This window comes from Stutzerimonas sp. 21-1, assembly GCF_056336065.1.
Window position 1 is genome coordinate 3,927,244 of sequence record NZ_CM150500.1, and the last position, 22,795, is coordinate 3,950,038.

A 22,795-nucleotide genomic window follows, 5' to 3' on the forward strand; every position below is an offset into this window, starting at 1 on the left:
AGCCGATGAAAATGAAGAGTGCCTGGCCGGTACTGCCGGGCCGGTACGCGTACCGGCATCCCTGGGGAATCCGACCAGACTGGTTTGTCCCGGGCGCGGCGCAAATGTTCCCGGCGCGAATGACGGATGGTCAGCGCACCGTCGATCGGATGGCACTGGCAGGCGGATGGTCGAGTAAAATACTGTACGAATGAACAGTAGAAAGACGCGACCAATCATGCCCGGCTTGCCTCAGACACCACGCGGTCGCGGAACCGCGATCAACCCTGACAACCGTTTCGCGCCGACCCGCAGCGAGGCCTACGACGACGGCTGGCAGCAGGACGTGCCGCCGACCCGCGCCACCGAGGTACGTCGCGAAATCGCCAAGTCGGTGCTGACCCGCAACCAGTCGCCGGATGTCGGCTTCGACCGCTCGGTGAACCCCTATCGGGGCTGCGAGCACGGCTGCATCTACTGTTTCGCGCGGCCCAGCCATGCCTACTGGGACCTGTCGCCGGGTATCGATTTCGAGACGAAGCTGATCGCCAAGACCAACCTCGCCGAGCGCCTGGAAGCGGAGCTGAGCAAGCCGGGCTATGTGCCGCAGCCGATCGCGCTAGGGGTGAATACCGACGCCTACCAGCCGCTGGAGCGCGAGCAGCGGCTGACGCGCCAGGCGCTGGAGATCCTGCTGCGCTACCGCCATCCGGTACACATCATCACCAAGGGCTCGCTGGTGCTGCGCGACCTCGATCTGCTGGTGCCGCTGGCCGAGCAGCGGCTGGTCAGCGTCTCGGTCAGCCTGACCACGCTGGACGATGAACTCAAACGCATCATGGAACCGCGCACGGCTTCGCCGGCGGCGCGCCTGCGGGTGCTGCGCACGCTGCACGAGGCCGGCGTGCCGGTCAGCGTGATGTGCGCGCCGATGATCCCGATGATCAACGACATGGAGCTGGAACACCTGCTCGAAGCCGCCCGCGAGGCCGGTGCGGCGTCGGCCGGCTACGTGCTGCTGCGCCTGCCGCACGAGCTGGCGGAGCTGTTCGAGGCCTGGCTGGCCGAGCACTTCCCGCAGCGTGCCGCGCATGTGATGAGCCTGGTGCGCCAGTCGCGCGGCGGCCGCAGCAACGACAGCCGTTTCGGCAGCCGCATGCGCGGCGAAGGCCAGTTCGCCGAGTTGCTGGCGCAGCGCTTCCGCCTGGCCTGCCGACGCCTGGGCTTCAACCGCCGCGAGCAGAACCACGGTCTGGACTGCAGCCGTTTCGCCCCGCCCGGCCGGCAGATGAATCTGCTTTGACGGCTCGCCCCGGCGACGCGCAGCGCCGACGGACGCGTGGAAAACGCTGCGCGGTTTTCCACCCTACCAGCGGACCGGCACGCGTAGGGTGGATAACGCTCTGCTTATCCACCGAAAGGGCAAGGCCGGGGCGTTTTGCCCACCGCGAGGCGGCGGGACCAGCTAGGTTCGGCGACGTGCAGGCGCCGGCGGACGCGTGGAAAACGCTGCGCGGTTTTCCACCCTACCAGCGGACCGGGTACGCGTAGGGTGGATAACGCTCTGCTTATCCACCGAAGGAGCAAGGCCGGGGCGTGTTTGCCCGACGCGAGGCGGTGGGGCCAGCCAGAGCCGGCAACGTGCAGGTGCCGGCGAGCGCGTGGAAAACGCTGCGCGGTTTTCCACCCTACCAGCGGACCGCGTACGCGTAGGGTGGATAACGCTCTGCTTATCCACCGAAAGGGCAAGGCCGGGACAGGTTTGCCCAACGCGAGGCGGTGGCCAGCCAGAGTCGGCGACGTGCAGGCGCCGGCGGACGCGGCGTCCGCGGGCCGGGCGGCGAGGAACTAACTGACGCAGCCGCCGCACCAATTCCTGTATCCCCCGTATCGGAGTGGGCTGTGGACTGGATCGATCTGCTGCAATGGCCGGCCATGCTCGTCACGGTGATCGCCGCGTGGCTGATCGGCTCGCTGCGCCCGGGGCGGCGCTTCATCGGTTTCTGCTGTTTTCTGCTGAGCAATCTGCTCTGGGTGATCTGGGGCTGGCACGCCCAGGCCTGGGCGTTGATCGTGCTGCAGATCTGTCTGGCACTGATGAACTTGCGTGGTGTGAAGAAGAACGATGCCCCCACAACCCCCGTGGCAGACGCTCCCGATGCCTGAATTGCCAGTCGGGGATGGCTGTCTATACTCCGTTCGTAGGCGTACCTGATTGAAGTTCCGACTGCGCGTGCAGGCGTCGGCGTAACCATCGCGATAGCGGCGGTGCGGCGGCGAAATCGGACTGATCGAAAACGTAGCTGGCATCCGGGGGCAACCCGGCCAGACGATTTTCGGCGGTGGCGATGGCAGTCGGCGGGATAACAAGAATCATAAGGGGAACCCGCAATGTCTCGACATCCATGCATCTGGATGGGGCTTGGACTATCGACGCTCGTCAGCCAGGCGCAGGCCGCCTGGGACGTGAACATGCGTTCGGGGGCGACGGAGGTCAGTCGCTCGGTATTCGACCTGCATATGGCGATCTTCTGGATCTGCGTGGTCATCGGCGCGCTGGTGTTCGGCGTGATGATCTATTCGATGATCGCCCACCGTCGCTCACGCCGGCAGGAGTCGGCCAACTTCCACGAAAACACCAAGGTCGAGGCGCTCTGGACGATCATTCCGCTGCTGATCCTGATCGGCATGGCGGTCCCGGCCACGCGCACGCTGATCCACATCTACGACTCCAGCGAGTCGGACGTCGATGTGCAGATCACCGGCTACCAGTGGAAGTGGCACTACAAGTATCTGGGCGAGGACGTGGAGTTCTTCAGCAACCTCACCACGCCGCGCGAGCAGATCAACAACCAGGCGCCCAAGGGCGAGCACTACCTGCTGGAGGTCGACCAGCCGCTGGTCATTCCGGCCGGCGCCAAGGTGCGCTTCCTGGTCACCGCGGCGGACGTGATCCATTCCTGGTGGGTGCCGGAGCTGGCGGTGAAGAAGGACGCCATTCCCGGCTTCGTCAACGAATCCTGGACCCGTGTCGAGCAGCCCGGCATCTACCGCGGCCAGTGCACCGAGCTGTGCGGCAAGGACCACGGTTTCATGCCGGTGGTGGTGGAGGTCAAGTCGCAGGAGGACTACGCCGCCTGGATGGCCGAGCGCAAGGCCGAGGCCGCCAAGCTCAAGGAGCTGACCGGCAAGGAGTGGACACTCGACGAACTCTCCGCGCGCGGCGAGAAGGTCTACCAGACCAACTGCGCGTCCTGCCACCAGCCGACTGGCGAGGGCCTGCCGCCGATGTTCCCGGCGCTCAAGGGCTCGGCCATCGCCACCGGCGAAGTCAGCGGCCACCTCAACATCGTCGTCAACGGCAAGCCGGGCACCGCGATGGCGGCTTTCGGCAAGCAGCTCTCGGAAGTCGATCTGGCCGCGGTCATCACCTACGAGCGCAACGCCTGGGGCAACGCCAAGGGCGACATGGTCACGCCGAAAGACGTGCTGGATTTCAAACAGGCCGAAGAAGCCACCCAGTAAGAGGACAGGCTGATGAGTGCAGTGATCGACGATCATGGGCATGCCGGGCATGACCACCACCACGGCCCGGCCAAGGGCCTCTCGCGCTGGCTGCTGACCACCAACCACAAGGACATCGGTTCGATGTACCTGTGGTTCAGCTTCTGCGCCTTCCTGCTCGGCGGCACCTTCGCGATGGTGATCCGCGCCGAGCTGTTCCAGCCAGGCCTGCAGATCGTGCAGCCGGAATTCTTCAACCAGATGACCACCATGCACGGCCTGGTGATGGTGTTCGGCGCGGTGATGCCGGCCTTCGTCGGTCTGGCCAACTGGATGATTCCGCTGATGATCGGCGCGCCGGACATGGCCCTGCCGCGGATGAACAACTTCAGCTTCTGGCTGCTGCCGGCGGCCTTCGGCCTGCTGGTTTCGACGCTGTTCATGGAGGGTGGCGGGCCGAACTTCGGCTGGACGTTCTACGCGCCGCTGTCGACCACCTACGCGCCGGAATCGGTGACCTTCTTCATCTTCGCCATCCACCTGATGGGCATCAGCTCGATCATGGGCGCGATCAACGTCATCGCCACCGTGCTCAACCTGCGCGCACCGGGCATGACGCTGATGAAGATGCCGTTGTTCGTCTGGACCTGGCTGATCACCGCCTTCCTGCTGATCGCGGTGATGCCGGTGCTGGCCGGCGTGGTGACCATGATGCTGATGGACATCCACTTCGGCACCAGCTTCTTCAGCGCCGCCGGCGGTGGCGACCCGGTGCTGTTCCAGCACGTGTTCTGGTTCTTCGGCCACCCCGAGGTGTACATCATGATCCTGCCGGCGTTCGGCGCGATCAGCTCGATCATCCCGGCGTTCAGCCGCAAGCCGCTGTTCGGCTACACCTCGATGGTCTACGCCACCGGCGCCATCGCCTTTCTCTCGTTCATCGTCTGGGCGCACCACATGTTCACCGTCGGCATCCCGCTGACCGGCGAGCTGTTCTTCATGTACGCCACCATGCTGATCGCCGTGCCGACCGGGGTGAAGGTGTTCAACTGGGTATCGACCATGTGGCGCGGCTCGCTGACGTTCGAGGCGCCGATGCTGTTCGCCGTGGCGTTCGTCATCCTGTTCAGCATCGGCGGCTTCTCCGGGCTGATGCTGGCCATCGCCCCGGCAGACTTCCAGTACCACGACACCTACTTCGTGGTGGCGCACTTCCATTACGTGCTGGTGCCCGGCGCGATCTTCGGCATCTTCGCCTCGGCCTACTACTGGCTGCCGAAGTGGACCGGCCACATGTACGACGAAACCCTGGCCAAGCTGCACTTCTGGCTGAGCTTCGTCGGAATGAACATGGCGTTCTTCCCGATGCACTTCGTCGGTCTGGCCGGCATGCCGCGGCGGATTCCCGACTACAACATGATGTTCGCCAACTTCAACATGGTGTCGAGCATCGGGGCCTTCATGTTCGGCGCCACGCAGCTGTTGTTCCTGTTCATCGTCATCAAGTGCATCCGCGGCGGCGTGCCGGCACCGGCCAAACCGTGGGACGGCGCCGAAGGGCTGGAATGGAGCGTGCCGTCGCCGGCGCCCTATCACACCTTCACCACCCCGCCGGACATGGACACCCTGCACGAGCACCGCACGGGGCCCAAGCATGACTAGCGCAGCCGCCGGCCGCCCACGCGGGCGGCGCCTGCCGAGGAGCCGTCGATGAGCGAGTCACTGCCCACCGCGCGTCTGGTTCGCCGTCTGTTGCTGGTGGTGGCGGCGATGTTCGCCTTCGGCTTCGCCCTGGTGCCGATCTACGACGTGATGTGCCAGGCGTTCGGCATCAACGGCAAGACCGCCGGCGCCTATGACGGCAAGCAGACGGTGGATGCGGCGCGCCAGGTGCGCGTGCAGTTCCTCGCCACCAACGCCGCGGGCATGGCCTGGGAGTTCCAGCCGCTGGCCGCGCAGGTGGAGGTGCATCCGGGCGCCAGTCAGGAAATCCGCTTCGTCGCCTTCAACCCGACGGACAAGCCGATGACCGCCCAGGCGGTGCCAAGCGTTTCGCCGTCGAAGGCCGCGGCGTTCTTTCACAAGACCGAATGCTTCTGCTTCACCCAGCAGGTGCTGCAGCCGGGCGAGCGCATCGAGATGCCGGTGCGCTTCATCGTCGATCGCGACCTGCCGGCCGATGTGCGCCACCTGACCCTCGCCTACACGCTGTTCGACATCACGTCCCGCCAGCCACCGGTCGCCGCCCTGGCGACGGCCGCGGCCAAGGAGAGTCTGCAATGAACACCCAGACCCACGAGCAGTACTACGTCCCGGCGCAGAGCAAGTGGCCGATCATCGCCACCATCGCCCTGCTGGTCACCTTCTTCGGCCTGGGCACCTGGTTCAACGACCTGAAGGCCGAGCGCGCCGAATCCAGCGGCCCGCTGATCTTCTTCATCGGGGCGCTGCTGATCGCCTACATGATGTTCGGCTGGTTCGGCGCGGTGGTGAAGGAAAGCCGCGCCGGGCTGTACAGCGCGCAGATGGACCGCTCGTTCCGCTGGGGCATGAGCTGGTTCATCTTCTCGGAGGTGATGTTCTTCCTGGCCTTCTTCGGCGCGCTGTTCTACGTGCGCTACTGGGTCGGTCCCTGGCTCGGTGGCGAAGGCGACAAGGGCGTCAGCAACATGCTCTGGCCGGGCTTCGAGTACAGCTGGCCGCTGCTGAACAACCCCGATCCCAAACTCTACCCGGCGCCGGAAGGCACCATCAGCGCCTGGGGTTTGCCGCTCGTCAACACCATCCTGCTGGTGTCCTCCAGCTTCACCCTGACCTGGGCGCACCACGCGCTGCGCAAGAACAATCGCCAGCAGCTGAAGATCGGTCTGGCGGTGACGGTGCTGCTCGGCGCGGCCTTCCTGATCCTGCAGGCCGAGGAATACATCCATGCCTACAACGAGCTGGGGCTGACGCTCGGTTCGGGCATCTACGGCGCGACGTTCTTCATGCTCACCGGCTTCCACGGCGCGCACGTGACGATGGGCGCGATCATCCTCACGGTAATGCTGATCCGCATCCTGCGCGGGCATTTCAGCGCCGAACACCACTTCGGCTTCGAGGCGGCGAGCTGGTACTGGCACTTCGTCGACGTGGTGTGGATCGGCCTGTTCGTCTTCGTCTACGTGATCTAGCGCGCCAGCCCTGGGCGCAGCTCGCCGGACCAGAAGCCCCAGGCGATCAGCGCAACGGTCAGGGCAGCCAGGCAGACGCGCACGAACAGCGCCGCGACCACGCGAGAGCGGCGCCCCTCGTCGCGCACCAGGAAGAACAGGCCACTGAACAGACTGACCAGCGTGGCCACTAACGACAGAACGATCGCCGTCTTGAGCATGAGCGATTCCAGAGGGCACCTCTAAAAACGTAGACGAGGCAGCCAGCGCAAGGCGGAAACAGGCGAAAAAGCGCAGTTTACGAGTTGTAAATGAGCATTTTGAGCCTGTTTCCAACGCAGCGAGGGCAACGCAGGTAGTTTTTAGAGGTGCCCTAGATGGGAGGGGAGTGGGGGTGGATTATAGCCAGCCATATCGACTTTCCAGGGTGCCGGCCATGAGCCGCTTCCGCCCGGGGCTGCTGCCGACCCTGCTGGTGTTGGCGCTGCTGCCGCTGCTGGTCTGGCTGGGCTTCTGGCAGCTGGAACGCAGCGAGCAAAAGCGCGAGCTGCTGGAGCGCCAGCAGGCCCGCCAGGAGGCCGCGCCGCTGACGCCGGAGCAGCTCGACGGCAGCGCCGGGCAGGCCTACGCGCGCGTGTACCTGCAGGGGCGCTTCGATGCCGCGCACAGCTTCCTGCTCGACAGCCGCACGCGCGACGGCCAGGTCGGCGTGGAGCTGCTGCAGCCCTTCTACGACGAACCCAGCGGTCGCTGGCTGCTGATCAACCGCGGCTGGCTGCCCTGGCCGGACCGGCGCATCGCCCCGCAGTTCGACACACCGCAGCAGCCCCTCAAGCTCGCCGCCTGGCTGTACGTGCCGCCGGGCAAACCGTTCGTTTTCAGCGAGCGCATGGCCGAGGGCTGGCCGCGGCTGATCAGCCACGTCGATGTTCCGGCGCTGTGGGCGCTGCTCGGCCGCGACGGCGTGGCCCACGAACTGCGCCTGGAGCCCGGCCCGAGCGCCTACCGCGCGGACTGGCCGGTAACCAGCATGAGTCCGCAGCAGCACGTCGGCTATGCGGTGCAGTGGTTCGCCCTGGCCGCGGCGCTGCTGGCGCTGTTCATCTATTTCGGCGTGCATCAGGCACGAGGAGCACGGCATGAACCCGACGAATCCGACCATGAACGCCACTGAGCCCCGCCGCGGGCGCGGGCGTCTGCAACTGCTGCTGATCATTGCCGTGGTGCTGGGGCCGATGCTGCTGGCCTCGGCGATGTACCGCTACGGTTTCTGGGTGCCGCAGAGCCGCAGCTACCACGGCGTGCTGGTCGCCGACGGGCAGAACCGTGCGGCCATCGGCGTGCAGGCACCGGCGGCCGCGACACGCTGGGAGCTGCTGGTCACCGCGCCGCAAGGCTGCGCGGAAGACTGCCTGCGGCTGGTCTATCTGGCGCGGCAGATCAATATCGGCCTGGCCCGCGAGGCGGCGCGCGCCGGCCATGCGCTGGCCAGCAGCGCGCCGCTGGCGGCCGAAGCCGAGCAGCGGCTGGCACGCGAATACCCGCAGCTGCAGCGCTACGGACTGACGCCGGCCGGCGATGCCGCGCCGCAGCTGTGGATCGTCGATCCGCACGGCAATCTGGTGCTGCGCTACGACGCCAAGGCCGACGGCAAGGCGATCCTCGACGACCTCAAGTACCTGCTGAAGATTTCGCAGATCGGCTGACGCCGGCACAAGGAGCACCCGATGGCCCGCCCCGGTTACCGCCTTGCCCTGTTCGCCACCGCACTGGCCGTGGTGGTGGTGCTGCTCGGTGCCTACACGCGGCTGACCCACGCCGGCCTCGGCTGCCCGGACTGGCCGGGCTGCTACGGTTTTCTCAGCGTGCCGATGAGCGAGCAGGCGCAGAGCCTGGCCGCCGAACGCTTTCCCGACGCACCAGTGGAGGTGCACAAGGGCTGGAACGAGATGGTCCACCGCTATTTCGCCGGCAGCCTCGGGCTGGTGATCCTCGCGCTGGCGCTGCAGGCGCTGCGCCGCCGCAACGAGCAGGGGCAGCCGGTGAAGCTGCCGTTGCTGCTGCTCGCCGTGGTGATCGCCCAGGCGCTGTTCGGCATGTGGACGGTGACGCTGCAGCTCTGGCCGCAAGTCGTCACCGCACACCTGCTCGGCGGCTTCACCACCCTGAGCCTGCTGTTCCTGCTCTGCCTGCGCCTGTCCGGCGCGCTGCTGCCGCTGGCCGCGGTCGACGGTCGGCTGCGCGTCTTCGCGGCATTCGCCCTGCTGCTGGTGGTCGGCCAGATCACCCTCGGCGGCTGGGTCAGCAGCAACTACGCGGCGGTGGCCTGCACCGATTTCCCGACCTGCCACGGTGAATGGTGGCCACGGATGGATTTCGCCAACGCCTTCAACCTCACCCATCACGACATCGGCCCCAACTACCTCGGCGGCCTGCTCTACGGCGAGGCGCGCACGGCGATCCACGTCAGCCACCGGCTCGGTGCACTAAGCGTGACGCTGGTGCTGCTGGCGCTCGCCGCCCTGCTGCGGCGCAACGGCCTCGGCCGCCTCGCGGCGCTGCTGCTCGGCGCGCTGGCGCTGCAGGTCGGGCTGGGCATCGCCAACGTGGTGCTGCACCTGCCATTGCCGGTTGCGGTAGCGCACAACGGCGGCGGCGCCGCGCTGCTGCTGGTACTGGTGCAGATCAACTACCGCCTGCGCCAACCTGCACGCGCCCGACATCCCGCATCGATGACGTCCACGGCCGGCCGCTTCGACCTGCCCGGCGCCCGACCATAAGGAGAACACCATGGCCACCGTACTCAGCGAACGCCGCGTCCAGGCCAGCTGGCGCGACTACCTGGAGCTGACCAAGCCGAAGGTGGTGCTGCTGATGCTCATCACCTCGCTGGTCGGCATGTTCCTCGCCACCCGCGCCGGCGTGCCGTGGACGGTGCTGCTGTTCGGCAACCTCGGCATCGCGCTGTGTGCCGGCGGCGCGGCGGCGGTCAATCACGTGGTGGACCGCCGCATCGACTCGGTGATGGCGCGCACCCACAAGCGCCCGCTGGCCGAGGGCCGGGTGTCACCCGCGGCCGCGCTGACCTTTGCCCTGGCCCTCGGGGTCGCCGGACTCGCGCTGCTGCTGGCCTTCACCAATGCGCTGGCGGCCTGGCTGACGCTCGCCTCGCTGATCGGCTACGCGGTGATCTACACCGGCTTTCTCAAGCGCGCGACGCCGCAGAACATCGTCATCGGCGGGCTGGCCGGCGCCGCGCCGCCGCTGCTCGGCTGGGTCGCGGTGACCGGCCAGATCAGCGCCGAACCGCTGCTGCTGGTGCTGATCATCTTCGCCTGGACGCCGCCGCATTTCTGGGCGCTGGCGATCCACCGCCGCGCCGAGTACGCCAAGGTGAACATTCCGATGCTGCCGGTGACCCACGGCGTGCACTACACCAAGGTGCATATCCTGCTCTACACCGTGATCCTGCTGGCGGTCAGCTTCATGCCGTTCGCCATCCACATGAGCGGCCTGCTGTACCTGGTCGCCGCGGCGTTGCTGGGCGCGCGCTTTCTCTACTGGGCCATCGCGCTGTACCGCGACAGCCGGCCACATGCGGCAATCAAGACCTTCAAATTCAGCATCTGGTACCTGTTCGCGCTGTTCATCGCGCTACTGGTTGATCATTATCTGCTGCTCGATTTCTAGTGCCCGAACAGGCCACCCAGCCGCCCACAGGACGCCCATGACCCGCATCCAGAAAACCGTCTTCATCCTCGTTGCGCTGATCGCGCTGGTCGTCGGGCTGACGGTTTCCAAGGTGCTCAATGGCGAGCGCCAGCTCGACCCGACCCAGCTGCTGGATGCCGGTATCGTGCTGCTGCCGCAGAGCCGCCCGCTGCCGACGCTGAGCCTGACCGACGAGAATGGCCAGGCGGTGCAGGTCGACCAGCTCAAGGGCAGCTGGACGCTGCTGTTCTTCGGCTACACGTTCTGTCCCGACATCTGCCCGACCACCCTTGCCGAGCTGCGCCAGCTCTCCGGCCTGCTCCCCGAGACGGTGCGCGGGCAGCTCCAGCCGATCCTGGTCAGTGTCGATCCGAACCGCGACACGCCGGCCAAGCTCAAGGAATACCTGGGTTATTTCAACGCCGGTTTTCACGGCTGGACCGGCACGCCGGAGGCCATCCAGACGCTGGCCAACGGCGTCGGTATCCCGTTCATTCCGCCGGACACCAGCAAGGAAAACTACACCGTCGACCATAGCGGCAATCTGGTCATCATCGGCCCGGACGGTCGCCAGCACGGCTTCATCCGCGCACCGCTGCGGGTGCAGAAGCTCGCCGAGCAGCTGCCCGCGCTGGTGCAGCAGCAGCGCTGAGCGCCCTCCTCTCCGCAGAAACGACAAAGCGCGGCGAAAGCCGCGCTTTGCATTCGGGCCGCGCTTACTTGGTCTGCAGAATCAGATCGCGGCGCATCAGCGTCTTGATCTTCAGCAGGTGATCGTCCTCCTGGGTCTTGGCCTTGACGAAGCTGTCGCCGATGTTCGGATGGCCCGCGGCCTGCGCCAGCTCGATCAGCAGTTCCCAGGCGGCGTTGTCCGCCAGCTCCGCCGTCAGCAATGCATTCAGACACTGCGGGATATTGGTCCGCGGATCGGTCAGCACCTGCATGATGCCCATCGCCATGACCCCGGCCACATCGGCACAGGGCGTCTGCGCGGTGGGATCGGCGCCGAGTTTTTCCATCGCCGCGTGCACCAGCATCATGTGCTCGAACTCTTCGTCACGGATGTGCTGCAACTCGTCCACCAGTGCGCTGCCGGAATCGAGGTTGCGCGCCTTGGCGATCATCGCCTCGTACAGACGCACACCGTTGCGCTCGAACGCCAGGCGCTCGCCGAGCTTGTCGATGAACACCTCGGGGCTCTTGCCTTTCATCATGTCGAAGCCGGTCTTGAGCATGCCCTTGGCCGAACCCGGCACCGGCACGGAGCCGATGCGGTCGGCCTCTTCGTTGCGTTCGGCGCGCTCGACCAGCATGCCGTGCTCGTCACCCGGCACGTCCGGATGAATCTCGTTGACCGCCTCGAGCAGGCGCTTGGTGTCCTTCGGCGACATCTGCACGCCGGTGAAGTTGGTTCCTACTTTCGCTGCAGTAGCCATGGTCGTCTCCTCAGGAAGCCTTGCGCATCAGTTCGCCACCCGGCGCCCACTGGTAACCCGCCGAGACGATGTCCGAGGCGAGGCCTTCCGAGGCGAGGTGGTTGCGGTAATCGAGCGAGGACTGCGGCTCCTTGGCCTTGTCCACATAGGCCGGGCCGGCGGTACGCAGGTTGACCTCGGCGGCCAGCACCTGGCGCACGAAATCGCGCTGGCTCTTGAACTCGACCATCTTCGGCAGCGGGCCGGCGAGAATCTCGGCCGGATCGCGACCTTCGAGTTTCTTGAACCACTCGCAGGCGACGTTGAGGTGGCCGAGCTCGTAGTCGAGGAAGCGCTCCCACATGGCCTTGATCCGCGGATTGGTCTCCTGCTCGGCGCAGCTGGCGTACATGTAGACCTCCATCGCCTCGTGCACCAGCCACTTCTCGATGTGGCTCTCGCTGGGATCGGACAGCGCGCCGTACTGGGTCACGTGCTGCTCCTCCACCGAAGCGATCTCGGCGTACAGCTGGCGTGCCAGCGGATCGGCGAACAGCGGGCCGATGTTCATGTAGTAGTCGTGGGTCTGGTATTCCGCGCCGGTGATCAGCGCCGCGTGGATCTTGGTGATCAGCGCGGCGCTGTTCTTCTCGTAGTTGTCGCGGATGTCGTTTTCCGGATGGCGATGGTGCTCGGAGGTTTTCCGCCCCGGCACGATGTCGGTGTAGCCCTGCAGGATGTTGTTGGCATCCTTGCCCTCGAGGCGATCGAGCATCGCCGAGTAGCGGTACAGGTGGTCGAAGTCCTCGAGCAGGCCGAAGCGGTAGGTCTGAGCCTGGTAGGGGTCGGGCTCGTTCTGCGCGACGGCGGCGGTCACCTCGATGGCGACCTGTTCGTAGGCCACGGTGGTTTCCAGCGGCGAGTGGTCGGCGCCGATCAGCCAGTTGATCATGGTCGCCTGGTGCTGCTCGGTACGCCGGATCTGCGCCAGCGGCAGGCGCAGTTCCTTGTTGAAGCGGGCGATGCCGTGGGAAAGGCGCAGGGCATCGGTCTCGACGCCGTTCATGAGGATGATGCGCACACGGGTAAAGGCATCGTCATCGAGCTTGCTGATCGGCTTGCCGGCCATTTCCTTCCAGGTGAACTTCTGCTTCTCCAGGGGCGTGCCTTTGTTGTCGAAAATTCCGGATAGGGTCTCCATGGAGCCTCCGTGGTTATGCGTGGGTATCAGGCATGAGGGATCGCCGCCGTATGAATCGGCGACCTAATAAAGAGGACCGGAGGCTTCGGCAAACGATTCGCACCGTTCAGCGGTCGAGGGAATCGCCGCCGATGAACGGTATATCGCAACTTTTAGATACATGAACCGCGTTCGGCGCAAAGCGCCGCGGTAGCACGCGGCACCGTTGCGCTTGCTCAGTCCGCCAGTTGCGCAAGCGTGGCTTCCCGCTCGTCGGCCGGTTCCGCCGCGAGCGCCGCGACCGCCGCGTGGAAGCGTGTCCAGTCGCGCTCGTTGTGCTCGAACAGTGCGGCAAACGCCGGCACCCAGCGGTCGTACAGGCCGAACGGCACCAGACTGGCATTGTTCAGCGGCCGCGCGAACCAGCCATCGAAACGCCGCGAGCCGCCCCAGGCGCCGTCGCGCAGCTGCCGGTAGTCACGCCGCAGCCGGGCGAATTCGGCCTGTTTGAGTGCCCGCAGCTGGGTCTCCGGCTTGCCTGAGGCATACAGCGCGTCCAGCCGCTCACGCGTTGCCAGCAGCAGTTCGACCAGCTGGCGATACTGCCGCTGCGCCTGGCCGTCCAGCGGCGGCAGACCGCGCGCGCGGCGCCACTGGCGCAACCCTTCGCGCTCGACGAAGGTGGCATACGACTCGTTGAACGCGGTGTCGCCGGGCACGTACAGGCGCTGGTGCGCCAGCTCGTGGAACAGCAGCGCGGCGAGCTGCTCGTCATCACGGCGCAGCATCGAGCTGAGCAGCGGGTCGGCGAACCAGCCGAGCGTCGAATAGGCCTCGACGCCCGCCACGTGGGCGTCCAGGCCCTGCGCCTGCAGGCGCGCCGCCTCGCCGCGCGCGGCACCCTGGCGGTAATAGCCGCGGTAGGCGACGCAACCGGCGATCGGAAAGCAGTGCTCGACCGGCTTCACCGAAAACGCTTCGGTGGCGAACAGGTTCCACACCACGTAGGGCCGCTGGATGTCGGCGTAGAGCCGGTAGCTGTCGTTGTCCGGCAGGCCCAGCACGCTGCTGGCGAAGCGGCGCGCCTGCAGCGCATGGGTCAGGCGCTGCCGCAACGCCGGGTCGCGGGTTTCATCGGCGATCACCCGCGCGACCGGCTCGCGCTGGCGCAGCAGCTCGAGCTGACCGACCGCCAGCTGGCTGTAATAGCTGCAACCATTCAGACCAACGGCAAGCAGCAGGGGAACCCAGCGCAGGGCGCGGTGGTCGATGGTGGCGGCGTTGGGCTTCGGCATCGGGAATCAACCGGTGAGTCGCAACCGGCGTCGTGCCGGGTCAGTCGGCACCCTACAAAGGCCGCGCGGCGGATGGCAATCCCACGCCGGCATTCGCTTTCGTTTCGCTAGCCGGGCGCCTGCTGCCCGGTCGGAGCCTTCCCGATGCGCGCTCTCCTCGTTGCCCTGCTGCTTTCGCCCCTCGCCGGTTGTTCGCTGTGGATGCCCAAGCCCGATCCCAGCCAGGCCTGGGTCGACCTCAAGCCGCATGGCGAAACGCAGCTGCAGGCGTTGGCGGTGGACGGCAAGGCGCTGGATGACGGCCGCTACTTTCAGGTCGAGCCGGGCAGCCGCACGCTGGAGATGCGCTATCGCTTCCAGGTCGAGGGCAGCAACATCGGCCCGGCCAGCGCACCGCTGCCGCGCGACTGCAAGCTGACCCTGGCCTACGACCGTTTCAATGCCGGCGCGCGTTACCGGCTGGTGGCCGGGGGTTACGGCTTCCGTCCGTGGGCCAAGCTCTACGACGAACACCAGTACGTGCTGGCGCGCGCCGAGGAAAAGGGCTGCGGCAACCTCGCCGAACGCTGAGGCCGGCGCCCGCCAGGCGCGGTTGAAAAGCCCCGGCATCTGGCGCAGGCTCGCAGGATCGTGACGAGGCAGTGGCCTCGTGCATGCCCGTCGAGGAACTCATCATGCGCCTGCCGCTCGCCCTGTTGATCGCTCTCGCCGTGACCGGCTGCGCCAGCCCGCTGCCGCCGCACGATCCGCAGATGGCCTGGGTGGACATGCGCGCGCAGACCATCGACATCTTCATGTCCGACCGGCTGGACGGCAAGCGCACCTACGACGGGCGCTTCTTCCAAGTGCCGCCGGGCAGTCATGAACTCGAAGCCAACTATGAATTCGAAGTCAGTGGCGGCGGCCTCGGCATGTTCGGCGAGACCCAGACCATGCGCTGCACGATGGTGGTGCAGTACGACCACTTCGAGGCCGGCAAGCGCTACCTGTTCCAGGCGCGCTCGCTCGGCTTCACGCCACAGGGCTGGCTGCTCGACGAACAGCGCAACGTGCTGGTCGAGGCGCAGGCCGAGCACTGCTATTGATGACAGAGGTAGACGATGTCCCGTATTGCCCAGACCCGCTTTTCCGCCCTCGACCTGGCACCGATCCGCGATGACGGCACGCCGGCACAGGCGCTGCACAATGCCCTGGCGCTGGCGCGGCATGTCGAAGGGCTCGGCTTCGAGCGTTTCTGGGTCGCCGAGCACCACAACATGGACGGCATCGCCAGCGCCGCGACTGCGGTGCTGATCGGCTACCTGGCCGCCAACACCACGCGCATCCGCCTCGGCGCCGGCGGCGTGATGCTGCCCAACCACGCGCCGCTGGTGATCGCCGAGCAGTTCGGCACGTTAGAGGCCCTATATCCCGGGCGCATCGATCTGGGCCTCGGTCGCGCGCCGGGTGCCGACCAGTTCACCGCGCACGCGCTGCGCCGCGACCGCATGGGCAGCGCCGATGATTTTCCGCAGGATGTCGAAGAGCTGGAACGGTTGCTCGGCCCGCGCCAGCCGAACCAGCGCGTCATCGCCATGCCCGGCATGAACAGCAACGTGCCGATCTGGCTGCTCGGCTCCAGCCTGTTCAGCGCCCAGCTGGCGGCGGCCAAGGGCCTGCCGTATGCCTTCGCCTCGCACTTCGCGCCGCGCTTCATGCATCAGGCGATCAAGCTCTACCGCGACAACTTCCAGCCCTCGGCGGTGCTCGACCAACCCTACGTGATGCTCGGCGTGCCGCTGATCGCCGCCGACAGCGACGAGCAGGCCGAATACCTCGCCACCAGCGTCTACCAGCGCATCCTCGCGCTGATTCGCGGCCAGAGCCTGGTGCTGCGTCCGCCGGTGCCGAGCATGCACGGCCTGTGGCTGCCGCATGAGCAGCAGGCGGTGGGCGATTTCCTCGGTCTGGCGCTGATCGGCGGGCCGGAGAAGGTCCGCGCGCGGCTGGACGTGCTGCTGGAGCAGACCCAGGCCGACGAGCTGATCTTCACCTGCGATCTGTACGAAACCGCCGACCGCCACCGCGCCTTCGAGATTCTTGCCGGGCTGAAGTGAGCCCGGCACGCCTCAGCGCGGCTGCCGCGTCAGCTGTCGTTGAGACGGAAGCCGATCTTCACCGTGACCTGGAAGTGCGCCACCTGGCCGTCGCGGATGTGCCCGCGAATCTCGCCGACCTCGAACCATTCCAGGTTCTGCAGCGTCTTGCCCGCCTCGGCCACGGCGTTGCGGATCGCCTCGTCGACGCTGTTGCGCGACGAGCCGACGATCTCGATCTTCTTGTAGGTGTGATGGTCCGACATGAATGCCCCCTTGCGTTCGATGAGCCTCCGCTCGATTGAGGCCGTCCCTGCCTGAATTGAGGCTAGCAGAGCCACGCGAAGTTCAGCCGCCGCGGCGGCCATTCATGCGATGCGCCGGTAGGCGTAGTGCTGCGGCTTGAAGACCTGGTTGAAATACCGGCCCAGCGAATCGGCCTCCAGCAGCGCCTGCACCGCCGCGGCCGGCACCTGCTCGTAGCGGTACAGCGCGCCGCTGGCGAACTCCACCTCCAGCACCTGCTGCGCGGCGTCGTAACCCAGCGAGCGCAGGCTGCTGGAGGCCACCGGCGTGCGCTTCATCGCCGGCTGGTCCGGTTCACGGCTTGCGCTCGATCCGCTGATCGACGCCGCCGACGGCGAACTGCGGCTCCTGGCCCTGCCAGAGCAGCTGGTTGTCAGCGCCTTCGACGGACACCTGCGCCGGCGCATCGAAGCGCAGCTCCAGTTCGTGCTCGGCGCCGCTCACCTCGACGACCGCCGGCTCGGCGCCGGCCACGATGGCCGTGCGCACACGGTTGCGGTTGGTGTCCACGCTCAGGCTGCCGACGGCCTCGGCCTGCACGCTGTTCTCGGCACCGGAGACGGTCAGCGCGGCGGCACGCTGCAGGCTCACCTGATGATCCGAGCCATAGACCTCGACCGCGCCGCAGTCGCCGGTCAGCTGGATACGGTTGCCGTTACCGGAGATGTTCACTGCCTGACCGTTGCAGGGCACGTCCCGCGACAGGCCGATGCCGTCCAGTTCGATGACGGCGGCCTGCGCCGCGGCCGAGGCCAGCAGACCGGCCAGCAGGGCCGGAGCGAGAAAGAGCGGGGTCATCTGGAAATCCTTTTTTGCGCGAAGGGGCTCGTCGCAAGGCCCGTCGAACGCGCCACGCGGCGATGTGCATAGGACTCGACGGTCACGCCGGAGTTCGGCTGCGGCGCAGGGTCAGCCCGGCGACGGGCGCGCCGCGTGAAGCTCCGCACGCAACCACTCGGCCAGCCGCTCGGCACGCCGGCCGACCCGCCGTGTCGGCACCCACAGCGCCAGCCGTGCGGATGTCTCAACGAAGCCCCAGGGCGCCAGCAGACGGCCGCTGGCGAGGTCATCGGCGACCAGCTGCTGCGGGGCGATGGCTACGCCGAGCCCGGCCAGCGCCGCTTCCAGGAGGAAATACAGGTGCTCGAAGCTCTGCCCCAGCCGCAGCCGTGCCGGCTCCAGCCCCTGCTGCTGCGCCCAGCTCGGCCAGGCCTGCGGTCGCGAGGCCGGGTGCAGCAACGGCTCATCGAGCAGCGCCGCCGCCGGCAGCGCACGCAGCGCCGCGCACCGCGGATGATGCGGGCTGAGCACCGGGCCGATACGCTCGGCGTCCAGCTCGAACACCTGCATGTCGGCCGGCCACGGCGGCTCGGCGTACCACAACGTGGCATCCAGGCCGGGGCGGCGCGGGTCCAGCTCGCCCTCGCTGGCCGACAGTTGCAGGCGCAGTTCCGGCAGATCGCGGTTGAGCCGGTCCAGCCGCGGAATGAACCAGCGCGCCAGCAGGCTGCCCGGACAGCCGAGCACGAACGGCGCCTCGGCGGTATCGCGACGGAGTTCGTCACAGGCGCCGCGCAGCCGGGAGAAAGCCTCGCCACTCGCCTCGCCCAGCCGACGCCCGGCATCGGTGAGTTTTACGCCGCGCCCTTCCTTTTGCAGCAACGCCACCCCGAGGGTTTCCTCGAGCGTTCGCAGCTGCCGGCTGATGGCCCCGTGGGTGACGTTCAGCTCGTCGGCGGCGCGCTTCAGGCTGCCCAGGCGGGCGACCGCCTCGAAGGCACGCAACGCGTTGAGGGGGGGAAGCTCAGTCGCCATAGGTGAGTTTTCCTGACGTGTTGCGGCGATCTTATCGCTTTTCCGCGAGGGCCTGCAGCCGTAAGCTCGCCCCCATACCTGCCGTAGGGTGGAAAACTCGCAAAGCGATTTTCCACCGTCGATCACGATGGTGGACAAGGCTGCGCCGTTGTCCACCCTACGGTCACCCCGACTGCGTGCACCGGCACCCAATCAAGGAGCGCTCCATGACCTCATACCGCACCGGCCCGGACAACCGCGGGCTGTTCGGCCGCTTCGGCGGCCAGTTCGTCGCCGAAACCCTGATGCCGCTGATCAATGAGCTGGCCGCCGAGTACGAGAAAGCCAAGAGCGATCCGGCCTTCCTTGAGGAACTGGCCTACTTCCAGCGCGACTACATCGGCCGCGCCAGCCCGCTGTACTACGCCGAGCGCCTGACCGAGCACTTCGGCGGCGCGAAGATCTACCTCAAGCGCGAGGACCTCAACCACACCGGCGCGCACAAGATCAACAACTGCATCGGCCAGATCCTGCTGGCCAAGCGCATGGGCAAAAAACGCATCATCGCCGAGACCGGCGCCGGCATGCACGGCGTGGCCACCGCCACCGTCGCCGCGCGCTTCGGCATGCAGTGCGTGGTCTACATGGGCACCACCGACATCGACCGCCAGCAGGCCAACGTCTTCCGCATGAAGCTTCTGGGCGCCGAGGTGATCCCGGTCACCGCCGGCACCGGCACGCTGAAGGACGCGATGAACGAAGCCCTGCGCGACTGGGTGACCAACGTCCACAACACCTTCTACCTGATCGGCACCGCTGCCGGCCCGCACCCCTACCCGGCCATGGTCCGCGACTTCCAGTCGGTGATCGGCAACGAGGTCCGCGAGCAGATCATGCAGAAGGAAGGCCGCCTGCCCGACTCGCTGGTCGCCTGCATCGGCGGCGGCTCCAACGCCATCGGCCTGTTCCACCCGTTCCTCGACGATGAAAGCGTGCAGATCGTCGGCGTCGAGGCCGCCGGTCACGGCATCGACACCGGCAAGCACGCCGCCAGCATGGCCGGCGGCGCGCCGGGCGTGCTGCACGGCAACCGCACCTTCCTCTTGCAGGACGCCGACGGCCAGATCACCGACGCGCATTCGATTTCCGCCGGCCTCGACTACCCCGGCGTCGGCCCGGAACACGCCTGGTTGCACGAGATCAAGCGCGTCGAGTACGTGCCGATCACCGACCACGAGGCGCTCGCCGCCTTCCACGACTGCTGCCGCCTGGAAGGCATCATCCCCGCGCTGGAAAGTGCCCACGCCCTGGCCGAAGCCTTCAAGCGCGCCGCCAGGCTGCCCAAGGAGCACCTGATGGTGGTCAACCTCTCCGGCCGCGGCGACAAGGACATGCAGACCGTGATGCACCACATGAGCCCCCAAGTAGAACAAGAGCAGGAGAAGCACGCATGAGCCGCCTGCAGAGCCGCTTTGCCGAGCTGAAACAACAGAACCGCGCGGCGCTGGTGACCTTCGTCACCGCCGGCGACCCGGACTACGCCACCTCGCTGGCGATCCTCAAGGGCCTGCCCGAGGCTGGCGCCGACGTCATCGAACTGGGCATGCCGTTCACCGATCCGATGGCCGACGGCCCGGCGATCCAGCTGGCCAACATCCGCGCGCTGGCGGCCAAGCAGAACCTGCCGAAGACGCTGCAGATGGTCCGCGAATTCCGCGAAACCAACGCCAGCACGCCGCTGGTGCTGATGGGCTACTACAACCCGATCTTCGCCTATGGCGTCGAACGCTTCGTCGCCGATGCGAAAGAGGCCGGCGTCGACGGCCTGATCGTCGTCGACCTGCCGCCGGAGCATAACGACGAGCTGTGCGACCCGGCCCAGGCCGCCGGCATCGACTTCATCCGCCTGACCACCCCGACCACCGACGACCAGCGCCTGCCCACCGTGCTCAACGGCAGCTCGGGCTTCGTCTACTACGTCTCGGTGGCCGGCGTGACCGGCGCCGGTTCGGCGACCCTGGAACACGTCGAGGAAGCGGTGGCGCGCCTCAAGCGCCACACCGATATTCCGGTATGCGTGGGCTTCGGCATCCGCACGCCGGAGCAGGCCGCGGCCATCGCCCGGCTGACCGAGGGCGTGGTGGTCGGCTCGGCACTGATCGACCAGATCGCCAGCGCCAAAAGCCCGGAACAGGCGGTGCAAGGCGTGCTGGGCCTGTGCCGCGAACTCAGCACCGGCGTGCGCAACGCCCGCGGCGGCGCCCGCGGCTGAACATCCCCGCTCCACACGTAGGGTGGAAAACGGCGCAGCCTTTTCCACCGGCCGGAACGCCGCAACGGCCCAGCGCCGGTGGATGATCGCCCAGGCGGTCATCCACCCTACGCGCCACGCTTGAGCGACACGCGCTTTCCGCGCGCCCTCACACAGCACCCCCCACTCGTCGAGCATCGATGATCGCTATCGATCCGGCTGATTTCGCCCCGGCGCGCCGAGCGCGTAGCATGCTGCGCACGCCCCGATTCGAATCACGCTGAGGAGATCGTCATGTCCGACAAGAGCTACATCCCGCCGAAAGTCTGGGTTCACGACGCACCGTCCGGCGGCCAGTTCGCCAACATCAACGCACCGACCGCCGGCGCGCGAGTGCAGCGGGCGCTGCCGGTGGGCAAGCATCCGCTGCAGCTGTATTCGCTGGCCACGCCCAACGGTGTGAAGGTCAACATCATGCTCGAGGAACTGCTCGCCAGCGGCCACGCCGGCGCGGAGTACGATGCCTGGCCGATCCGCATCGGCGATGGCGACCAGTTCGGCAGCGGCTTCGTCGAGGTCAACCCGAACTCCAAGATTCCCGCGCTGGTCGATCACAGCGCCGAAGGCGGGCCGCTGCGGGTGTTCGAGTCCGGCTCGATCCTGGTCTACCTCGCGGAGAAATTCGGCGCCTTCCTGCCCACGGAACTGCGCGCACGCACCGAGACGCTGAACTGGCTGTTCTGGCAGATGGGCTCGGCGCCGTTCCTCGGCGGCGGCTTCGGCCACTTCTACGCCTACGCGCCGGAGAAATACGAATACCCGATCAACCGCTACGCGATGGAAGCCAAGCGTCAGCTCGACGTGCTCGACCGCCAGCTGGCCGAACACCGCTACGTCGCCGGTGACGACTACAGCATCGCCGACATGGCGATCTGGCCCTGGTACGGCGTGCTGGCGCTGGGTGAGCTGTACGGCGCGGGCGAGTTCCTCTCGGTGCAGGACTACCAGCACGTGCAGCGCTGGGCAAATGAGATCGCCGCACGCCCGGCCGTCATCCGTGGCCGCAAGGTCAACCGTACTTGGGGCGAGGAATCGGAGCAGGCGCCCGAACGCCACAGCGCCGCCGATCTCGACTGAGCGCGCCGTGCGGTTCGTAGGGTGGAAAGCGGCAATGCCTTTTCCACCTTGCCCGCGTCCCGACCGGTGGATAAGCGCGTTGCGCGTTATCCACCCTACGCGCTACCTCACTTGCGCAACATGACGGCGAGATCCGTCTTTCCGTTTCATCCGGCCCTCGCGCATCAGGAGGCCGAGAAGGCTCCACGACAGACCCGTAGGGTGGAAAACGGCGCAGCCTTTTCCACGCGTCCACGCGTTACGTCCGGGCGCCTCGCGACCCTTTCGGAATCGATTCCGGACGCAGATACGGCAGCATGTGCGCCACGTAATCCGCCTTGCCGAGCGCGATCCCTTCCTTGCGCAAGATCGAATACGCGGTCATCACATGGAAATAGAACTGCGCCAGCGTCCAATCACGCGCGTACTGCTCCGCGGTCAGGTCGAAGATCATCCCGTTTGCCAGCTCGTGGGCGATTGGCTTGTCCGCGTCCATATCCAGCGCATCGGCGGCGAGGCCGTCGAGCAACGCCACCGTTTCATCGACGCAGGCATAGGCATCGGCCAGCGTGCCCGGCCGCTCACCCGCCTGCCGCCCCTCATCCAGCAGCTCGTTGATCACTGCCGGGAAGGCCTCGCCTCTCAGCCGGCAAACGGCCTCCCGCGCCTGCACGCAGGCAAAGCGAATCTGGGTCGACAGCGGAAACATATCCGGCGCCAGCCGCGCGGATAACAATGCCTGCGCCTCCGCTTCCGGTAGCTGGGCCTGCGCTTTCTGCAGCCAGCCGGAGAGGGTTTTGAGCATTTGCGTGTAGGTGGGGACGAGGAGAGTTGTTAGCAGCATGGGTTCTTACCTTGAGCGATTGAGGGCCATGTACGCCGAAGAACGTGACAGGAGTTTATGAAGCTAGCCGGCCGAAAAGTTAATCGCGATGGTGGGCAGCGGCCGACGATGACGAACTTCGTCGTGCCAATGGCAAACGCGCTGAGCGTCAGAGCAACCAGAGCAACCAGAGC

At 66.8% G+C, this 22,795-nt stretch carries 26 protein-coding genes; 17 read left to right on the top strand and 9 right to left on the bottom strand.

Annotated features, from left to right (window positions below):
• The first annotated feature begins 217 nt into the window (after nucleotides 1-217).
• The 6 genes from AC0ZJQ_RS18805 (at nucleotide 218) to AC0ZJQ_RS18830 (ending at nucleotide 6,656) form a co-directional block, all read left to right on the top strand.
• The gene (locus tag AC0ZJQ_RS18805; RefSeq protein ID WP_476477119.1) at nucleotides 218-1,282 is read left to right on the top strand and encodes a PA0069 family radical SAM protein; all 1,065 of its coding nucleotides are present in this window, start codon (nucleotides 218-220) and stop codon (nucleotides 1,280-1,282) included.
• A gap of 632 nt (nucleotides 1,283-1,914) precedes the next feature.
• Complete coding sequence (locus tag AC0ZJQ_RS18810) at nucleotides 1,915-2,145, top strand: hypothetical protein (protein ID WP_155551072.1); 231 nt, start codon at nucleotides 1,915-1,917, stop codon at nucleotides 2,143-2,145.
• Nucleotides 2,146-2,370: 225 nt separating this feature from the next.
• Nucleotides 2,371-3,504, top strand: a complete 1,134-nt coding sequence (coxB, locus tag AC0ZJQ_RS18815; protein ID WP_102828135.1) for a cytochrome c oxidase subunit II — start codon at nucleotides 2,371-2,373, stop codon at nucleotides 3,502-3,504.
• A 12-nt stretch (nucleotides 3,505-3,516) separates the two neighbouring features.
• A complete protein-coding gene (gene ctaD / locus AC0ZJQ_RS18820; protein WP_476477120.1) occupies nucleotides 3,517-5,145 on the top strand; it encodes a cytochrome c oxidase subunit I in 1,629 nt (542 codons plus the stop codon).
• 48 nt (nucleotides 5,146-5,193) lie between these two features.
• Nucleotides 5,194-5,766, top strand: a complete 573-nt coding sequence (locus tag AC0ZJQ_RS18825; protein WP_043295002.1) for a cytochrome c oxidase assembly protein — start codon at nucleotides 5,194-5,196, stop codon at nucleotides 5,764-5,766.
• On the top strand, nucleotides 5,763-6,656 hold the full coding sequence (locus AC0ZJQ_RS18830; RefSeq protein WP_458989029.1) for a cytochrome c oxidase subunit 3: 894 nt from the start codon (nucleotides 5,763-5,765) through the stop codon (nucleotides 6,654-6,656). The genes AC0ZJQ_RS18825 and AC0ZJQ_RS18830 overlap by 4 nt, the downstream gene beginning before the upstream one ends.
• Here AC0ZJQ_RS18830 and AC0ZJQ_RS18835 read toward each other — a convergent pair.
• The gene (locus AC0ZJQ_RS18835; protein WP_008569173.1) at nucleotides 6,653-6,856 is read right to left on the bottom strand and encodes a twin transmembrane helix small protein; all 204 of its coding nucleotides are present in this window, start codon (nucleotides 6,854-6,856) and stop codon (nucleotides 6,653-6,655) included. The two genes, AC0ZJQ_RS18830 and AC0ZJQ_RS18835, sit on opposite strands and share 4 nt — an antisense overlap.
• A gap of 215 nt (nucleotides 6,857-7,071) precedes the next feature.
• Between AC0ZJQ_RS18835 and AC0ZJQ_RS18840 the strand changes: the two genes are divergently transcribed.
• The 5 genes from AC0ZJQ_RS18840 to AC0ZJQ_RS18860 are packed head-to-tail and all read left to right on the top strand — an operon-like array spanning nucleotide 7,072 to nucleotide 10,998.
• The gene (locus tag AC0ZJQ_RS18840; RefSeq protein WP_476477121.1) at nucleotides 7,072-7,809 is read left to right on the top strand and encodes an SURF1 family protein; all 738 of its coding nucleotides are present in this window, start codon (nucleotides 7,072-7,074) and stop codon (nucleotides 7,807-7,809) included.
• Nucleotides 7,775-8,341, top strand: a complete 567-nt coding sequence (locus AC0ZJQ_RS18845) for a hypothetical protein (RefSeq protein WP_037020335.1) — start codon at nucleotides 7,775-7,777, stop codon at nucleotides 8,339-8,341. The genes AC0ZJQ_RS18840 and AC0ZJQ_RS18845 overlap by 35 nt, the downstream gene beginning before the upstream one ends.
• A 21-nt stretch (nucleotides 8,342-8,362) precedes the next feature.
• On the top strand, nucleotides 8,363-9,415 hold the full coding sequence (locus AC0ZJQ_RS18850; protein ID WP_008569169.1) for a COX15/CtaA family protein: 1,053 nt from the start codon (nucleotides 8,363-8,365) through the stop codon (nucleotides 9,413-9,415).
• Between the two features lie 10 nt (nucleotides 9,416-9,425).
• Complete coding sequence (gene cyoE / locus AC0ZJQ_RS18855; RefSeq protein ID WP_008569168.1) at nucleotides 9,426-10,325, top strand: heme o synthase; 900 nt, start codon at nucleotides 9,426-9,428, stop codon at nucleotides 10,323-10,325.
• Nucleotides 10,326-10,362: 37 nt separating this feature from the next.
• The gene (locus AC0ZJQ_RS18860; protein WP_008569167.1) at nucleotides 10,363-10,998 is read left to right on the top strand and encodes an SCO family protein; all 636 of its coding nucleotides are present in this window, start codon (nucleotides 10,363-10,365) and stop codon (nucleotides 10,996-10,998) included.
• Between the two features lie 64 nt (nucleotides 10,999-11,062).
• On the opposite strand, the gene AC0ZJQ_RS18865 is transcribed toward AC0ZJQ_RS18860, so the two are convergent.
• The 3 genes from AC0ZJQ_RS18865 to AC0ZJQ_RS18875 all read right to left on the bottom strand — a co-directional run bounded on the left by AC0ZJQ_RS18865 (nucleotide 11,063) and on the right by AC0ZJQ_RS18875 (nucleotide 14,236).
• Complete coding sequence (locus AC0ZJQ_RS18865; RefSeq protein WP_008569166.1) at nucleotides 11,063-11,782, bottom strand: ferritin-like domain-containing protein; 720 nt, start codon at nucleotides 11,780-11,782, stop codon at nucleotides 11,063-11,065.
• A 10-nt stretch (nucleotides 11,783-11,792) separates the two neighbouring features.
• On the bottom strand, nucleotides 11,793-12,962 hold the full coding sequence (locus AC0ZJQ_RS18870) for a hypothetical protein (protein ID WP_008569165.1): 1,170 nt from the start codon (nucleotides 12,960-12,962) through the stop codon (nucleotides 11,793-11,795).
• A 215-nt stretch (nucleotides 12,963-13,177) separates the two neighbouring features.
• Nucleotides 13,178-14,236: an aminopeptidase gene (locus tag AC0ZJQ_RS18875; protein ID WP_008569164.1), complete on the bottom strand. Its 1,059-nt coding sequence runs from the start codon at nucleotides 14,234-14,236 to the stop codon at nucleotides 13,178-13,180.
• 144 nt (nucleotides 14,237-14,380) lie between these two features.
• On the opposite strand from AC0ZJQ_RS18875, the gene AC0ZJQ_RS18880 reads away from it, so the two are divergent.
• The 3 genes from AC0ZJQ_RS18880 (at nucleotide 14,381) to AC0ZJQ_RS18890 (ending at nucleotide 16,332) form a co-directional block, all read left to right on the top strand.
• Complete coding sequence (locus tag AC0ZJQ_RS18880) at nucleotides 14,381-14,806, top strand: PA0061/PA0062 family lipoprotein (protein ID WP_008569163.1); 426 nt, start codon at nucleotides 14,381-14,383, stop codon at nucleotides 14,804-14,806.
• Between the two features lie 104 nt (nucleotides 14,807-14,910).
• Nucleotides 14,911-15,321, top strand: coding sequence for a PA0061/PA0062 family lipoprotein (locus tag AC0ZJQ_RS18885; RefSeq protein WP_314018446.1), 411 nt, complete (start codon nucleotides 14,911-14,913; stop codon nucleotides 15,319-15,321).
• A gap of 15 nt (nucleotides 15,322-15,336) precedes the next feature.
• Nucleotides 15,337-16,332, top strand: coding sequence for an LLM class flavin-dependent oxidoreductase (locus AC0ZJQ_RS18890; RefSeq protein WP_476477122.1), 996 nt, complete (start codon nucleotides 15,337-15,339; stop codon nucleotides 16,330-16,332).
• A 29-nt stretch (nucleotides 16,333-16,361) separates the two neighbouring features.
• Here the strand turns inward: AC0ZJQ_RS18890 and AC0ZJQ_RS18895 are convergent, their stop codons facing one another.
• The 4 genes from AC0ZJQ_RS18895 to AC0ZJQ_RS18910 form a co-directional block, all read right to left on the bottom strand.
• Complete coding sequence (locus AC0ZJQ_RS18895) at nucleotides 16,362-16,577, bottom strand: dodecin (protein WP_167133789.1); 216 nt, start codon at nucleotides 16,575-16,577, stop codon at nucleotides 16,362-16,364.
• Between the two features lie 102 nt (nucleotides 16,578-16,679).
• Complete coding sequence (locus AC0ZJQ_RS18900; RefSeq protein WP_476477123.1) at nucleotides 16,680-16,895, bottom strand: KTSC domain-containing protein; 216 nt, start codon at nucleotides 16,893-16,895, stop codon at nucleotides 16,680-16,682.
• Between the two features lie 16 nt (nucleotides 16,896-16,911).
• Nucleotides 16,912-17,415 (bottom strand): DUF3060 domain-containing protein, encoded by a 504-nt coding sequence (locus AC0ZJQ_RS18905; RefSeq protein WP_476477124.1) that lies wholly within the window; start codon nucleotides 17,413-17,415, stop codon nucleotides 16,912-16,914.
• A 111-nt stretch (nucleotides 17,416-17,526) separates the two neighbouring features.
• Nucleotides 17,527-18,432 carry a LysR family transcriptional regulator gene (locus AC0ZJQ_RS18910; RefSeq protein WP_476477125.1) on the bottom strand — a complete coding sequence of 302 codons (906 nt, stop codon included), beginning with the start codon at nucleotides 18,430-18,432 and terminating at the stop codon, nucleotides 17,527-17,529.
• 206 nt (nucleotides 18,433-18,638) lie between these two features.
• Here AC0ZJQ_RS18910 and trpB point away from each other — a divergent pair, with 206 nt between their 5' ends.
• The 3 genes from trpB (at nucleotide 18,639) to yghU (ending at nucleotide 21,799) form a co-directional block, all read left to right on the top strand.
• Complete coding sequence (trpB, locus tag AC0ZJQ_RS18915; RefSeq protein WP_476477126.1) at nucleotides 18,639-19,865, top strand: tryptophan synthase subunit beta; 1,227 nt, start codon at nucleotides 18,639-18,641, stop codon at nucleotides 19,863-19,865.
• Nucleotides 19,862-20,683 carry a tryptophan synthase subunit alpha gene (trpA, locus tag AC0ZJQ_RS18920; RefSeq protein ID WP_008569154.1) on the top strand — a complete coding sequence of 274 codons (822 nt, stop codon included), beginning with the start codon at nucleotides 19,862-19,864 and terminating at the stop codon, nucleotides 20,681-20,683. Before trpB ends, trpA begins: the two co-directional genes overlap by 4 nt.
• Before the next feature lie 273 nt (nucleotides 20,684-20,956).
• Nucleotides 20,957-21,799, top strand: a complete 843-nt coding sequence (yghU, locus tag AC0ZJQ_RS18925; protein ID WP_102828150.1) for a glutathione-dependent disulfide-bond oxidoreductase — start codon at nucleotides 20,957-20,959, stop codon at nucleotides 21,797-21,799.
• 238 nt (nucleotides 21,800-22,037) lie between these two features.
• Here yghU and AC0ZJQ_RS18930 read toward each other — a convergent pair whose 3' ends face one another.
• The gene (locus tag AC0ZJQ_RS18930) at nucleotides 22,038-22,622 is read right to left on the bottom strand and encodes a DUF1993 domain-containing protein (protein WP_476477127.1); all 585 of its coding nucleotides are present in this window, start codon (nucleotides 22,620-22,622) and stop codon (nucleotides 22,038-22,040) included.
• Nucleotides 22,623-22,795 lie beyond the last annotated feature (173 nt).